Below are 14,107 nucleotides of genomic sequence, written 5' to 3' on the forward strand. Positions count from 1 at the left end.
GCGGTCGCCGTGCCGGCGGCCCGGCGCCGCCGCCCCGTCATGGTGCCCCGGGCGGTCCGTCCAGCCGGTAGACGCGTCGCGCGGTGGTGGCGAACACGGCCCGCCGCTCGTCCTCGCCCAGGTGGGAGGTCAGCGTGCGGGCGGTATCGAGGACACCGGCGTACGGTGCGGCGAGCCGGCAGACCGGCCAGTCGGAGCCGAACATCAGCCGGCCGGGTCCGAACGCGTCGAGGACCACGTCCGTGTAGGGGCGCAGGTCCGCGGGTGACGCGCTTGGGGGACCGGCTTCGGTGACCAGGCCGGAGAGCTTGCAGACGGTGTTGGGCAGGGCGGCGAGAGCCCGCAGTCCGTCGGCCCAGGGGTGGGTGCGGCCGGTGGCGACCGGCGGTTTCCCGGCGTGGTCGAGCACGAAGGTGAGTCCCGGCAGCAGCTGTGCGGCGCGGGCGGCCGCGGGGAGCTGGTGGGGGCGGACGACCAGGTCGTAGACGAGCCCGGCGTCGGCGACGGCGGCGAGGCCGCGCAGCACGTCGGGGCGCAGCAGCCACTCGGGGTCCGGCTCGTCCTGGACCTGGTGGCGGATGCCGGCGAGCCGGTCGCCGCCGGGCAGGGCGGCGAGGGCGGCGAGGGTGCCGGCGACGTCCGGGGCGGTGAGGTCGCTCCAGCCGACGACCCCGGCGACCAGGCCGCCGCCGGCCGCGAGCGCGAGGAGTTCGGGGGTCTCCTCGGCGACGGTGACGGTCTGGACGAGGACGGTGGCGCCCACCCCGGCGGCCCGCGCCTCGGGTTCCAGTTCGCCGAGGGTGAAGGTGCGGCGGATCGGGGCCAGTTCCTCGCCGGTGATCCATTCCTGGTCCCGTACGGAGAGGTCCCACACATGGTGGTGGGCGTCGACGTACGGCAGCGCGGTGTCCGTCCCGGTGCTCATGCCGTCTCCTCGCCGGTGCCGCCCAGCAGCCGTTCGGCGCGCAGCTCCTCCCAGAGCGCGTCGGGGACGGGCGTACGGAGCAGGGCGGCGGCGTCGCGTATCTCCTCGGGGGAGCGGGCGCCGACGAGGACGCCGGCGACGGCCGGGTGGCCCAGCGGGTAGTGCAGGGCCGCGGCGCGGAGCGGTACCCCGTGGCGGCGGCAGACGGTCTCGATGCGCAGGGCCCGGTCCAGGAGGCGGGCGGGGGCGGCCCGGTAGTCGTAGGTGGCGCCGGGCCGCGGGTCGGCCAGCAGGCCGGAGTTGAAGACGCCGCCGACGACGACGGAGCGGCCCCGGCTGCGGGCCTGGGGCAGCAGCGTGGTGAGGGCGCTGCGGTCCAGCAGGGTGAAGCGGCCCGCGCACAGCACGGTGTCGACGTCGGTGTCGCGCAGGAAGCGGGTGAGCATGGCGGTCTGGTTCATCCCCACGCCGATCGCGCCGACCACTCCTTCGGCGCGCAGCTCCTCCAGGGCCGGGTACCCCTCGCGGAAGGCGGCTTCCTCGTGGTTGTCGGGGTCGTGCAGGTAGACGATGTCCACACGGTCCAGGCCGAGCCGGGTGAGGCTGTCCTCGATGCTCCGGCGGACGCCGTCGGCGCTGAAGTCCCAGCGGCGGCGGTGGGTGTGCGGTACGGCGAAGCCCTCGGACGGGCCGGTCGCGGCCCGCTCCCCGGGCGGCAGCGGTTCGAGGAGCCGGCCCGCCTTGGTGGACAGTGTGTACGTGTCGCGGGGACGGCCTCGCAGGGCCTCGCCGAGCCGGCGTTCGGAGAGGCCCAGGCCGTAGTGCGGGGCGGTGTCGAAGTAGCGGACGCCTTCGTCCCACGCGGCGTCGACGGTGGCCGCCGCCCGGTCCGGGTCCACCTCGGTGAAGAGGTTGCCGATGGCCGCCGCCCCGAAGGCGAGTTCGGTGATCTCGACCGTGCTGTCCCCGAGCCCGTTCCGCCGCATTGGTGCCGCCCCCGCCGATGATCGCTGTTGGTCCCCACAGCGAATATTCATCGGATCACTGGAGCACGTCAACACCTGCACCGGCCTGTCCGCCAGGAATCCGGAACGATCTGTCCGACCTATCGGGCCGGTCCGCGGCCGGGACCGGCTGGGCCGGCGCCTGGAGGCCGCGGAGTGCGTCCGCCGGTACCGCCGCCGGCCGGCCGGGGCCGGGAGGCGCCTCACCGTCTGCCACCGGGCCGGCCCGGGCCCGCCCGCCGTACGCGAGCAGGGCGACGGCGAGCGGCTCCTCACGTCCGCTCGCGGACAGGCCGCCCGCGGATAGGCCGCCCGCCGTGGCGGACGTGCGTACGGGCGAGCGCCGCCGGGTGCCTACCGGTCCGCGGGGAGGAGGAACTCGCACCAGACGCATTTGCCCGTGCCGCGGGCCTCCACCCCCCAGAGGTCGGCCAGCCGGTCCACCAGCATCAGCCCGCGGCCGGACACCCCCGACTCCCCCGCCTCCCTGCGGCGCGGCAGAGCGCTGGAGCGGTCCTCGACGTCGACCCTCAGGCGCCGCTCCGGTCCGGTGAGCACCCGGATCGTGACGATGGCCCCGCCGTCGGTGTGCATCAGCGCGTTGGTGATCAGCTCGTCGGCCGCCAGCTCGACCTCGTCCGCGCACGCCCCGGCCCCCCACATGCGGACCGCCGACCTGATCGCGCGGCGGCACGAGCTGAGTGCCCCGGGGTCGTTCTGGGCGACGTGCCGCTGGAGCCTGCCGCCGGAGTGCGGGGCGTGCGGGGTGTCGCGGCGCAGCAGCAGCACGGCCACGTCGTCCTGGCCCCCGCGTTCGTCGACGACCTCGCAGAGGTGGTCGGCCAGGCGCTGGAGGTCCTGCGGCCCGTTGCCCACCAGGGACTTCAGCAGTTCCATGCCCTCGTCGAAATCGGCGCCCGGCAGCTCGACCAGCCCGTCGGTGAAGAGGATCATCGTCTGGCCCGGGTCGATGTCGATGGTGCTGACCGGATAGTCCAGCTGTCCGAACTCGGCGGAGAGCCCGAGCGGCAGCCCGCCCTCGGCGGGCAGTTTCCGGCAGTTGCCGTCGGTGTCCCGGACGAGCGGATCGACATGGCCGGCCCGCACGAGCTGCACCACCCCCGTGGTGGTGTCGACCTCCGCGTAGGAGCAGGTGGCGAAGCGGTCGGTGTCCAGCTCGTGGAGGAAGACGGAGGCGCGGGCCATGACCGTGGCGGGCGGGTGCCCCTCGGCCGCGTAGGCGCGCAGCACGATGCGGAGCTGCCCCATCACGGCCGCCGCGTGTGTGTCGTGACCCTGCACGTCGCCGATGACGGCGCCGACCCGGCCGCCGGGCAGCGGGATGACGTCGTACCAGTCACCGCCGATGTCCCGGCCGAGCCGTGCGGCCCGGTAGCGGACGGCGACCCGGGCACCGGGCACCTCGGGGATCCGGCGGGGCAGCATCGCCTGCTGGAGCCCCTCGGCGAGGTCGTGCTCCTGCTCGTAGAGCATCGCCCGCTGGAGGCTCTGGGCGATCGAGCTGCCGAGTGCCACCAGCAGGTTCCGCTCGTCGGCGGTGAAGCCGGCCTTGTCGCCGTACAGGAGGCCCAGGGCCCCGATGGGGCGGGCCTGGGCGACGAGCGGCAGATAGGCGGCGGCGGTGATGCCGAGGTGGCCGATGCGCTGCCACAGGGCGGGGTAGGAGGCGGCGAAGTCCTCGGCGCTCTCGATGAAGCGGGGGGTGAGGGTGCGGATCACCTCGCTCATCGGGTATGCCTCGTCCACCCGCGTGTAGCGGGTGCCGGCCACGTAGGCCCCCTCCGGCCCGTCGGCCACCAGATGGATGCGCCCGTTCTCCAGGAGCCCCATGACCAGGCTGGTGGCGCCGAGGAGCGAGATGCTCCTGGAGTGCCTGAGGACGTCGGTGACGTCCTGGACGGTCCGGGCGTGGGCCAGCGCGACGGTCGCCCCCTGCACCAGGCTGGTCCGGCGCCGCCGCTCCTCGGCGACCGCCATCCGGGCCGCGGAGTCGGCCAGCTCCTGGTCGGCGTCGCGGACGATGCCGATGACCCGCCGGGGCCTGCCGTCGCCGTCGCGGCGGATGAACCCCTGGGTGTGGGTCCAGCGCGCCGTGCCGTCCCGCCGCAGCCGGCGGAAGTAGGCGCCGTAGGTGTCGCGTCCGTCCTCGAGGGCCTGCCTGAGCATCGCGTCGAGCCGCGCCCCCTCCTCGGCGGGGACCCGGACCGCCAGGGAGGCGGGGCGGTTGTCCCACTCCTCGGCACCGAGGTCGAACACGTCGAGGGCGGGCGCGTCCATGTGCATGAGTCCACTGGCCAGATCCCAGTCGAAGCAGCCCATTCGGTTCAGGGCGAGGCTGAGATCCGGGTGGGCGGGCCAGTCGTCCGGGAGTGACAGGGCACCCGCTACCCGATCATCCATGCGGCACACTCTGCCATCTTTTGTCCGTGTTTTCGACTGAATCGAACCGCTTGAACGCGTTCAGAAATACCTCTAAGCTCAGCCCGAGAGAAAATGAACGCGTTCAGAAAACCTGGGAGCCGGGGGTGGCCTCGTTGTCCGTACTGGTCGGTGCCGTGGTGGCGCTGGGGATGCTCGTGGTCGTACCCGCGGGGCTGCGGCTCGTCGGGGACCCGGCGCTCGACCGGACGGCGCGGCTGTGGCCCGTCTTCGCCGTGCCGGGGGCCGTGTCCCTCTGGCTGCCGCGCGGCACCGCGGCAGCCGTGCCGGCCCTCTGCTACGCGCTGGGCACACTGGTCCTGGCCGCCCACGCGGCGCGCCGCGTGGGCCGTACCCGCAGCATGCGCCCCGCCGAGGCCGCGCTGCTCACCGCCCTGGCGGCCCCGTCGGTCGCGGCCCTCGCGCTGGTCGCCGAGCGTTCGGGGCACGAGCTGTTCGGCTTCGGGCCCGGCATCCTGGCCCTCACCGTGCCGCACTTCCACTTCGCCGGTTTCGCCGCGGCGCTGGTCGCGGGGCTGGTCTGCGGTGCGGCCGAGGGGCGCGCCGGTACGGCCGCGGGGATGCCTGCGGACAGGGCCCTGGGCCGGTTCGCCGCGCTGAGCGTGCCGCTGGGCACCGTGCTGGTCCTGGCCGGATACTTCGTCGGCGACCTCGCCGAACTGGGCGGCGCCCTCGTGCTGACCGCCGGCATGTGGGCGGTCGCCCTGCTCAGCCGGCGCACCGCCCGCCGCACGGGCCCGGACCGCACCACCCGCATCCTGCTCACCACCTCGGCCGCCGTCCTCGTGGCGACCATGCTGCTGGCGCTGAGCTGGGCGCTCGGGGAAGCCACCGGGCTGCCCCGTCCGAGCCTGGCGTGGATGGCCGCCACCCACGGTGTGGGCAACGCCCTGGGCTTCGCCCTCTGTTCACTGGCCGCCCTGCACCGCCTCCGGGGCGCCGCCTCTTCGAAAGGCAGGACCGTATGACCGCTCTGACGTACCCCGAGGTCGGAGCCACCCGGCAGGGACCGCTGCCGGCCGGCTACCACCATCTGCACCACCGGGCCGCCGTGGGCCGGGGCCGGGCCGGCTTCGAGGCGGCCGGGGCCGCCGTCACCGAGTGGCGCGTGCACCGGGCCTCCGGCGTCCGGGTGCGGTCGTCCGCGGCCCGCGCGGACACCGGCGCCGCCGTGGCGGTGTCGCTCGGCGCCGGCCCCTTCCGCGTCACCGCCCGGTGCGAGGTCGTGTGGACCGTGTACGACGACGCCCGCACCGGCTTCGCCTACGGCACCACCCGGCGGCACCCCGAGCGGGGCGAGGAGAGCTTCGTGGTGGAACTCGCCGAGGACGGCACCGTGTGGTTCACCGTCACGGCGTTCTCCCGGCCTGCCTCCTGGTACGCCCGGCTCGCCGGCCCCCTCGTACCGGTACTCCAGCGGTGGTACGCGCGCCGGCTGGGCGACACGCTGCGCCGCGAGGTGTCCGGCGGCTGATCCGGGCCGATACTGGAGGCGATGGAGTGGTTCACCGCAGACGGCTACTGGCTCAGCAGGCTGGTCTTCCAGCGCGGTCTCGCCGCCGTCTACCTGGTCGCCTTCCTCTCCGCGGCGCTCCAGTTCCGGGCGCTGATCGGCGCGCGAGGCATCCTCCCGGTGCCCGGACTGCTGCGCCGCACCTCCTGGCGCACGGCCCCCGGGCTGTTCCGGCTGCACTACTCCGACCGCTTCTTCGCGGCGGTCGCCTGGACGGGCGTCGCCCTCTCGCTCGCCCTGCTCGCGGGCCTGGACGGGTGTCTGCCGCTCTGGGCGGCGATGCTGCTGTGGGCGGCGCCATGGGTGCTGTACCTGTCGATCGTCCAGGTAGGCCAGATCTGGTACGGCTTCGGCTGGGAGTCGCTGCTGCTGGAGACCGGTTTCCTGGCGGTCTTCCTCGGCAACGCGGACACGTCCGCCCCCGTGCTGGTGCTGTGGCTGCTGCGCTGGCTGCTGTTCCGGCTGGAGTTCGGGGCCGGACTGATCAAGGTGCGGGGCGACGAGTGCTGGCGCAAGCTGACCTGCCTCGAATTCCACCACGAGACCCAGCCGATGCCGGGCCCGCTCAGCTGGTTCTTCCACCGGCTCCCGAAGCCGGTGCACCGGGCGGAGGCGGCCGCCAACCACCTCACCCAACTCGTCGTGCCGTTCCTGTTGTTCACCCCGCAGCCGGTCGCGAGCGCGGCCGCCGGCCTGATGGTCCTCACCCAGCTGTGGCTGGTGCTGTCGGGCAACTTCGCCTGGCTGAACTGGCTGACGATCGTCATCGCGCTCGCCGCGGTCGACTGGTCCCCGCTCGCCGGACCGCCGCCCGCGCAGACGGATCCGCCCCTCTGGTACGAAGCGGTCGTCCTGGCGGCCGGCGTGCTCGTCCTGGCGCTCAGTTACCGTCCGGCACGCAACCTCCTCACCCGCCGGCAGGTGATGAACAGGTCCTTCGACCCGCTGCACCTGGTCAACACCTACGGCGCGTTCGGAAGCATCAGCCGGATGCGCCTGGAGGTGGTGGTGGAGGGCACGGACGAGACGGTGATCCACGAGGGGACCCGGTGGCGCGCCTACGGGTTCCGGGGCAAACCCGGCGACCCGGACAGGCTGCCGCGGCAGTTCGCGCCCTACCACCTGCGGCTCGACTGGATGATGTGGTTCGCGGCGCTCTCCCCCGCGTACGCCCGCCCCTGGTTCAGGCCGTTCGCCGAACGGCTGCTGCGCAACGACCGCGACACCCTGCGGCTCCTGTGCCACAACCCGTTCCCCGACGGACCTCCGGCCCACGTCCGCGCCCGGGTCTTCCACTACGAGTTCACCGGCCCGCGGGAGCTCCGGGCCACCGGGCACTGGTGGCGCCGGACGTACGTCCGCGACTTCATGCGGCCGATGGCGCGCCCCGTGCCGCCGCGTCCGCCGGACCGCCCGTGAACGAGGACCGGGCCCCCGCGGAGGCGGGGGCCCGGTCCGTGCGACGCGGGTGCGGCGGTCAGTCGACGCCGGGCAGGATATGGGGCTCGGCCAGGTCGTCCTCGTAGCCGGCCAGCCGGATCGGTGCCGACCTCGCCCAGACCTCGATGTTCCGGAGCTTCTCGGGCCGGCGGACCCGCTCCTGGACGAGCTCGGGCGGGCTCTGCTCACTCTTGGTCATTTCAGGTGTCACCGCGGACTCCTTAGTGTCGCGTAACCCCGGGCGGTGGCGGCGCTACGGCTGCGGGAACCGGGGCGACCGCCCTCTCCCGCGCAGGGAAGGGTCAGAAGCAGTTCGGTCGCGGTGGCGCCGTTACGGGGGCGGGACGGGCCTGCTTGAGGCCTGCCCCGGGACGGCCGAGGAAGTTTCGTGGGTCCCTCGGTGGCGTCCGTCCCCTTCAGAGTAACCAGATGAGCGCCGGCCCGCTCGACAGAACGTATGGCCTGGGTCACTTTCAGCCAGGACCGGTGCGGTTCCCGCGGGGGCGCCGCGCCTGAAGGGGCTGGTGGGAGGGCGGCGGACGACGGACGGCGCACCCGGGGGTTCCGGGTGCGCCGTCGTCCCCGTGGGCCGGGGTGGCCGGATGCCGTCGCAGGGGGCGGGGCGGCCCCGCCGGTCACCAGCCCGCGGGGGCGTAGTCCTTCAGGAAGCAGCCGTACAGTTCCTCGCCCGCCTCGCCGCGGACGATCGGGTCGTAGACGCGGGCGGCACCGTCGACCAGGTCGAGGGGGGCGTGGAAACCCTCCTCGGCCAGGCGCATCTTGTCGGGGTGCGGGCGCTCGTCGGTGATCCAGCCGGTGTCGACGGCGGTCATCAGGATGCGGTCCTTCTCGAACATCTCCTGGGCGCTGGTGCGCGTGAGCATGTTCAGCGCCGCCTTGGCCATGTTGGTGTGCGGGTGGCCCGCACCCTTGTAACCGCGGCCGAAGACGCCCTCCATCGCGGAGACGTTCACCACGTAGGCGCGCTTCGTGGCCGTGGCGGCCATCGCCGGGCGGAGCCGGCTGATCAGGATGAAGGGCGCGGTGGAGTTGCAGAGCTGGACCTCCAGCAGCTCGATCGGCTCGACCTCCTCGACGGTCTGGATCCAGCTGTTGGTGTCGTGCAGGTCGGGCACCAGACCGCCCGCGTCGATCGCGGTGCCCGCGGCGATCCGGGCCGGCGAGGCCGAACCGGTGACCAGGGCGAGGCCGGTGACGTCCTGCGCCGAGAGGCCCTGGCCCTCCTTGCGGGCCGCGGGCAGGGCCGCGACCCGGTCGACGGTGCCGCTGTTGAAGGTGCCGATCACCTCGGCCGCGGGCAGCACGCCGGCCGGCAGCGGGGCGGACTCGGCCGCCACCAGCTCGCTGTACGCCTGCGGGGAGCGGCGGACCGTCTGGGCCGCGTTGTTGATCAGGATGTCCAGCGGGCCCTCGGCGGCTACGGAGTCGGCCAGGGCCACGACCTGGGCGGGGTCGCGCAGGTCGATGCCGACGATCTTCAGCCGGTGGATCCACTCGTCGCTGTCGGGCATCGCCTTGAAGCGGCGGATCGCGTCGTTGGGAAAGCGGGTGGTGACGGTGGTGTGCGCGCCGTCGCGCAGCAGTCGCAGCGCGATGTACATGCCGATCTTGGCCCGGCCCCCGGTGAGGAGCGCCCGGCGGCCGGTGAGGTCGGTGCGGGCGTCGCGCCGGGAGCGGTTCTCCCGGGCGCACGCCTGGCAGAGCTGGTGGTAGAAGGCGTCCACCTCGACGTACCGGGTCTTGCAGATGTAGCAGGACCTGGGGCGCTGGAGTATGCCCGCGATCTCGGCGGTCGCCGAGGAGGAGGGCAGTACACCCTGGGTCTCGTCGTCGATGCGGTCGGCCGAGCCCGTCGCGGTGGCCTCGGTGACGGCCTTGTCGTGGGCGGTCTTGGCGGCGCGGCGCTCCTGGCGGCGGCGCTGCTTGACCGTGCGGTAGATGCCGGCGGTGGCCCGGCGGACGGCGATGGCGTCGGGGTGGTCGACCTCGATGGTGTCGAGCTCCGCGAGCACGCCCAGACAGACGGCCAGCCGCTCGGGGTCGATGCCGGGACCGAGCTCGTCGGTCCCGGGAGCGAACTCCGGGCTGTCCTTGGTCACCGTCATCGCCGTTCCTCTGTCACTCGTCACTCATGCCGCTGCCGGGCTTCGGGTGGGGAGGGGTCCGGCCGGGGCCGGCGAGGGCAGGCGCGCGCGGGCGGAAGCCCCGGTCAAGTCTGCCATGGTTCGAACGCTGTCCGGTCCGGCGGTGCGGGCGGCCCCGTTCGGGCGGCGGGTGCCGTCCGGGACGGCGGGGCGCGTACGGTGTGAGAAGAATCCGCGATCCGGTGGCATGAGTTCCGGGAAGCGGGGAAGACGGTGCTCGAAACACCGGATCTTCAGGGAGGGTGCACCATGACGGCCATGTCAGTACGGACCACCGGAGCGATCGACACGGCGTCCTCGCAGCGCGAGGACGCGGGAGCCGTCACCGACGGGGCCGCGCTGCCATGGATCGAGGACGCCGGCCAGGTCGCCCCGCAGGACGCCCGGGCGATGTCGAAGCTGTTCTTCGAACGGCTCCAGGTCCTCGAAGAGGGCACGCACGAGTACCAGTACGCGCGCAACACGCTGATCGAGATGAATCTCTCCCTGGTGCGTTACGCCGCGTCGCGTTTCCGCAACCGGGGCGGCGACGACGCCGAGGACATCATCCAGGTGGGGACGATCGGCCTGATCAAGGCGATCGACCGGTTCGAACTGTCCCGCGAGGTCGAGTTCGCCACGTTCGCGGTCCCCTACATCGTGGGCGAGATCAAGCGGTTCTTCCGCGACACCACCTGGTCGGTGCACGTACCGCGCCGGCTCCAGGAGCTGCGGGTGGAGCTCGCGAAGGCCAAGGAAGCCCTGTCCGCGCGGCTCGACCGTGACCCGACGGTGGCGGAACTGGCCCGGCACCTGGACCGTTCCGAGGAGGAGATCATCGAGGGGCTGGTCGCCGCCAACGGGTACTCGGCGGGATCGCTGGACACCCCGAGCGCCGACAGCGAGTCGGGCGGCGAGCAGCGGACGTACGCGGACCTGCTGGGTGACGAGGACCCCGGCATGGAGAGCGTCGAGAACCTCCACGACCTGGCGCCGCTGCTGCGCCAGCTGGACGAGCGGGAGCGGGCGATCGTCCGGATGCGGTTCGGCCAGGAGATGACACAGGCGCAGATCGGCGCGGAACTGGGCGTGTCCCAGATGCATGTGTCGCGCCTGCTCAGCAGGATCGTGAAGCGGCTGCGCACGGGGATGTGCGTGGAGGGCTGACACGGCGTTCCGGTACTCCGTGACCGGTGCCCGGCAAATGAGCCGGGCACCGGTCACATATGCTTCCAGGCGAAACGGTGCGGGGCGTCCCCCGTGCCGTCCGTCCGCCGAAGGGGAATTCAGACGTGGTCGAGCTGCCGACGGGCGCGCCTTCGCATCCGCTGGGGCCCACCGGGATTCCCGCCCAGCAGACGGGTCCCGGCCCGGCCGGGTCCTCTGTGTGGGACCTCGATGCGGCGATCCTCCTGGTGGAGGACGACTCCGGCGACGCCCTGCTCGTCGAGGAGATGCTCGCGGACAGCGAGCTGGACTCCACCCTCACCCGCTGCAAGACGCTGGCGGAGGCGCGGCGGTTCCTGAGCGACTGCCCCACCCCGGTGTGTGTGCTGCTGGACCTGCACCTGCCGGACGTGAACGGCCTCGACGCGGTCCGGCAGCTCGTCCAGTCCTCGCCGGACGCGGCCGTCGTCGTGCTGACGGGGCTGGCCGAGACGGAGACGGGGCTGTCCGCCGTGGCGCACGGCGCCCAGGACTACCTCATCAAGGGCCGGATCGACCCCGAGGTCCTGAGCCGGGCCATCCGGTACGCCCTCCAGCGCAAGAACGCCGAACGGGCCGCCTCCGCGATCCGGACCAGCAGGCTGATCGCCCAGGAGAACGCGCGCCTGGAGCGCGCCCTGCTCCCCATCCCGGTGCTGCACGACGACGGTTTCGCCGTCGCCGCGCGCTACGAGGCGGGCCGGGCGCACGGACTGCTGAGCGGTGACTTCTACGACGTCGTGCAGACCGCCGACGGCGCGGTGCACGCGGTGATCGGCGACGTCTCGGGGCACGGTGCGGCCGAGGCGGCCCTCGGTGTCTGCCTGCGGGTGGCCTGGCGCACCGCGGTGCTGACCGGGGTCTCGCAGCTGCAGAAGATCCGGCTGCTGGAGGAGATACTCGTGGCCGAGCGGTCGGACCCCCATGTCTTCGCCACCGTCACCACACTGGTCTTCCCGCCGGAGCGGGACCGGGTCCGGATCGCGCGGGCCGGACATCCGGGGATGCTGCTGCGGCGGGGCACGGACGTCAGCTGGGTCGAGCCCGACACCGGCATGGCGCTGGGACTGCTGCCGGGCGCGGGCCACTGGACGCTCACGGAGCTGGACCTCTGCCCGGAGAGCGAACTGGTCCTGTTCACGGACGGCCTGTTCGAGGGACGCACCGGACCGCGGACCCGGCTCGGTGAGGACGGTCTGCTGGAGATGGCCCGAAGACACGGCTCCCTGGAGCCCCGGGCGTTCATCGACGCCCTGATCGCCGAGGCCACCGAGAGTGCCTCACCCTACGGAGGGCTGGCCGACGACGTCGCGGTACTGCAGCTCGGCTGGAGGACGGGTATATGAGCGGCTCCGGTGCCGGGGGTCCGGCAGCACGGACCGGCCGCATGTCACGGCTGTCGGTGCAGAACTGGGTCCATCTGATCCTGGCCGGCTTCGTGCTGGTGGTCTGCGGGTGTGTCGTCGTCGGCGGAGTCGTCCTGTCACGGATGTCCGACCGGACGACCGAGCTGGTGGACCGCATCCAGCCCGCCCGCTCGTCCTCCTACCAGCTGCAGACCTCCCTCCTCGACCAGGAGACCGGGGTACGCGGGTTCGCGCTCACCGGCGACCGGTCGTTCCTGGAGCCGTACGAGGCGGGGAAGGCCGCCGAGCGGCTGAGGCTGAAGCAGGTGCGCGCGCTGATCGGGAACGAGCAGCCGTTCACCGCGGACATCGACCGGATCGAACAGGCGACGCAGCGCTGGCGCGAGGAGCAGGCGAAGCCGCTGATCGCGTCGGTGCGGGCGGACGGCCCGGCGGGCGCGACGTCCGCGCCGGTCCGGCGCAGCAAGACGGAGTTCGACGGACTGCGCCGGCTGAACGCCTCGCTGCAGCAGCACCTGGACACGGCACGTGACCAGGCGCGCACGGAACTCGACGACGCCCGGGCGACACGCGACCGGGTGCTGGCCTCCCTGATGGCCGGCGCGGTCCTGGCCGTCGTGATGCTCAGCCTGCTGCTCCACCGGGTGGTGGGGCGGCCCCTGAACGCGCTGGCCGCGGCCTCCCGCCGGGTGCGGACCGGTGCGGTGGAGGAGCGGATCGACGTCCGGGGGCCCGCCGACGTCACGGCGGTGGCGGCCGCGGTGGAGGACATGCGCCGCCGGCTGACGGAGGAACTGGACGCGGCCCAGCGCCGGGAGACACTGCTGGCCGAGCAGACCACGGAACTGCGCCGGTCCAACTCCGAGCTGGAGCAGTTCGCGTACGTGGCCTCGCACGACCTCCAGGAGCCGTTGCGGAAGGTCGCTTCGTTCTGCCAGCTGCTGGAGAAGCGGTACGGCAAGGAACTCGACGACCGGGGCAAGCAGTACATCGCCTTCGCGGTCGACGGGGCGAAGCGGATGCAGGTGCTCATCAACGACCTGCTGACCTTCTCCCGGGTCGGGCGGGTCCACGAGGGCTGGAAGCCCGTGGACCTCGGCCGGGCCCTGGACCGGGCGCTGAACAACCTCACGGTGGCGGTGGAGGAGTCGGGTGCCACGATCGTGCGCGAGGACCCGCTGCCCGAACTCCTCGGCGACTCGACGGCGTTGACGATGGTCTGGCAGAACCTCATCGGCAACGCGGTCAAGTTCCGCCGCCCCGACGTCCCGTGCCGGATCACGGTGGGCTGCGTCCGGGAGGGCGAGGACTGGCATCTGACGGTCGCCGACAACGGGATCGGCATCGCGCCCGAGTTCTCGGACAAGGTCTTCGTCATCTTCCAGCGTCTGCACGCCCGCGACGAGTACGAGGGCACCGGGATCGGCCTGTCGCTCTGCCGTAAGGTGATCGAGTTCCACGGTGGCCGGATCTGGCTCGAACCGGAGCCCGAGGAGGGTACGATCTTGCACTTCACCCTTCCCGTCCTTCCTGACGCCCCCACACTCACCACGGCGGAGCTGCTTGCACCCGCCCCCCTCGCACCCCACCCGGGAGACACCCCTTGAACGAACCGGCCAAGCCCATCGAGGTCCTGCTGGTCGAGGACGACCCGGGTGACGAGCTGATGACCCGCGAGGCGTTCGAGGACAACAAGATCCGCAACACCCTCCATGTCGTCCGGGACGGCCAGGAGGCGCTGGACTTCCTCTACCGGCAGGGTGACCACCCCGACGCGCCCCGGCCGGATCTGGTGCTGCTGGACCTGAACCTGCCGAAGTACGACGGCAGGCAGGTGCTGGAGAAGATCAAGACCGATCCGGACCTGGCGCTCATCCCGGTCGTGGTCCTCACCACGTCCTCGGCCGAGGAGGACATCCTGCGCAGCTACAAGCTCCACGCCAACGCGTACGTCACCAAGCCCGTGGACCTGGAGCAGTTCATCGGCGCGGTCCGGCAGATCGACGACTTCTTCGTCAGCGTGGTCCGGCTCCCGGGCCGTTAGTAAA

12 protein-coding genes are annotated in these 14,107 nt (G+C 72.7%); 7 read left to right on the forward strand and 5 right to left on the reverse strand.

Translation table 11 applies throughout. From position 1 onward, the window contains the following. Positions 1 to 37: 37 nt before the first annotated feature. From CP967_RS00770 to CP967_RS00780, 3 genes are all read right to left on the reverse strand, one after another. Complete coding sequence (locus CP967_RS00770; protein WP_150486047.1) at positions 38 to 925, reverse strand: amidohydrolase family protein; 888 nt, start codon at positions 923 to 925, stop codon at positions 38 to 40. Next, a complete protein-coding gene (locus CP967_RS00775; protein WP_150486048.1) occupies positions 922 to 1,911 on the reverse strand; it encodes an aldo/keto reductase in 990 nt (329 codons plus the stop codon). Before CP967_RS00775 ends, CP967_RS00770 begins: the two co-directional genes overlap by 4 nt. 372 nt (positions 1,912 to 2,283) lie before the next feature. Continuing rightward, entirely contained in the window at positions 2,284 to 4,350 is a 2,067-nt protein-coding gene (locus CP967_RS00780; RefSeq protein ID WP_150486049.1) for a SpoIIE family protein phosphatase, read from the reverse strand. A gap of 134 nt (positions 4,351 to 4,484) precedes the next feature. On the opposite strand from CP967_RS00780, the gene CP967_RS00785 reads away from it, so the two are divergent. From CP967_RS00785 to CP967_RS00795, 3 genes are read left to right on the forward strand one after another with little or no spacing between them, the layout of a single operon-like run. Beyond that, positions 4,485 to 5,357 (forward strand): YndJ family protein, encoded by an 873-nt coding sequence (locus CP967_RS00785; RefSeq protein ID WP_150491622.1) that lies wholly within the window; start codon positions 4,485 to 4,487, stop codon positions 5,355 to 5,357. Continuing rightward, the gene (locus CP967_RS00790) at positions 5,354 to 5,863 is read left to right on the forward strand and encodes a DUF1990 family protein (protein WP_150486050.1); all 510 of its coding nucleotides are present in this window, start codon (positions 5,354 to 5,356) and stop codon (positions 5,861 to 5,863) included. Before CP967_RS00785 ends, CP967_RS00790 begins: the two co-directional genes overlap by 4 nt. 21 nt (positions 5,864 to 5,884) lie before the next feature. Then, the gene (locus CP967_RS00795) at positions 5,885 to 7,321 is read left to right on the forward strand and encodes a lipase maturation factor family protein (RefSeq protein WP_150486051.1); all 1,437 of its coding nucleotides are present in this window, start codon (positions 5,885 to 5,887) and stop codon (positions 7,319 to 7,321) included. Positions 7,322 to 7,379: 58 nt separating this feature from the next. Here the strand turns inward: CP967_RS00795 and CP967_RS33810 are convergent, their stop codons facing one another. Continuing rightward, positions 7,380 to 7,553 (reverse strand): hypothetical protein, encoded by a 174-nt coding sequence (locus CP967_RS33810; protein WP_167535281.1) that lies wholly within the window; start codon positions 7,551 to 7,553, stop codon positions 7,380 to 7,382. Between the two features lie 424 nt (positions 7,554 to 7,977). Beyond that, the gene (locus CP967_RS00800) at positions 7,978 to 9,468 is read right to left on the reverse strand and encodes an SDR family NAD(P)-dependent oxidoreductase (protein WP_150486052.1); all 1,491 of its coding nucleotides are present in this window, start codon (positions 9,466 to 9,468) and stop codon (positions 7,978 to 7,980) included. A 288-nt stretch (positions 9,469 to 9,756) separates the two neighbouring features. Here CP967_RS00800 and CP967_RS00805 point away from each other — a divergent pair, with 288 nt between their 5' ends. The 4 genes from CP967_RS00805 (at position 9,757) to CP967_RS00820 (ending at position 14,103) form a co-directional block, all read left to right on the forward strand. Beyond that, entirely contained in the window at positions 9,757 to 10,653 is an 897-nt protein-coding gene (locus CP967_RS00805) for an RNA polymerase sigma factor SigF (RefSeq protein WP_150486053.1), read from the forward strand. Between the two features lie 125 nt (positions 10,654 to 10,778). After that, a complete protein-coding gene (locus CP967_RS00810; protein WP_150486054.1) occupies positions 10,779 to 12,038 on the forward strand; it encodes a PP2C family protein-serine/threonine phosphatase in 1,260 nt (419 codons plus the stop codon). Then, positions 12,035 to 13,666 (forward strand): sensor histidine kinase, encoded by a 1,632-nt coding sequence (locus CP967_RS00815; protein WP_150486055.1) that lies wholly within the window; start codon positions 12,035 to 12,037, stop codon positions 13,664 to 13,666. The genes CP967_RS00810 and CP967_RS00815 overlap by 4 nt, the downstream gene beginning before the upstream one ends. Further along, positions 13,663 to 14,103 (forward strand): response regulator, encoded by a 441-nt coding sequence (locus tag CP967_RS00820; protein WP_150486056.1) that lies wholly within the window; start codon positions 13,663 to 13,665, stop codon positions 14,101 to 14,103. The genes CP967_RS00815 and CP967_RS00820 overlap by 4 nt, the downstream gene beginning before the upstream one ends. The last annotated feature ends 4 nt before the right edge of the window (positions 14,104 to 14,107 follow it).

The sequence above is a fragment of the Streptomyces nitrosporeus genome (assembly GCF_008704555.1).
Lineage (GTDB): Bacteria > Actinomycetota > Actinomycetes > Streptomycetales > Streptomycetaceae > Streptomyces > Streptomyces nitrosporeus.

What these genes read in the sequence shown, in the direction of transcription:
- CP967_RS00770 (WP_150486047.1), bottom strand. Translation starts at nt 925, where the DNA reads ATGAGCACCGGGACGGACACCGCGCTGCCGTACGTCGACGCCCACCAC.
- CP967_RS00775 (WP_150486048.1), bottom strand. Translation starts at nt 1,911, where the DNA reads ATGCGGCGGAACGGGCTCGGGGACAGCACGGTCGAGATCACCGAACTC.
- CP967_RS00780 (WP_150486049.1), bottom strand. Translation starts at nt 4,350, where the DNA reads ATGGATGATCGGGTAGCGGGTGCCCTGTCACTCCCGGACGACTGGCCC.
- CP967_RS00790 (WP_150486050.1), top strand. Translation starts at nt 5,354, where the DNA reads ATGACCGCTCTGACGTACCCCGAGGTCGGAGCCACCCGGCAGGGACCG.
- CP967_RS00795 (WP_150486051.1), top strand. Translation starts at nt 5,885, where the DNA reads ATGGAGTGGTTCACCGCAGACGGCTACTGGCTCAGCAGGCTGGTCTTC.
- CP967_RS00800 (WP_150486052.1), bottom strand. Translation starts at nt 9,468, where the DNA reads ATGACGGTGACCAAGGACAGCCCGGAGTTCGCTCCCGGGACCGACGAG.
- CP967_RS00805 (WP_150486053.1), top strand. Translation starts at nt 9,757, where the DNA reads ATGACGGCCATGTCAGTACGGACCACCGGAGCGATCGACACGGCGTCC.
- CP967_RS00815 (WP_150486055.1), top strand. Translation starts at nt 12,035, where the DNA reads ATGAGCGGCTCCGGTGCCGGGGGTCCGGCAGCACGGACCGGCCGCATG.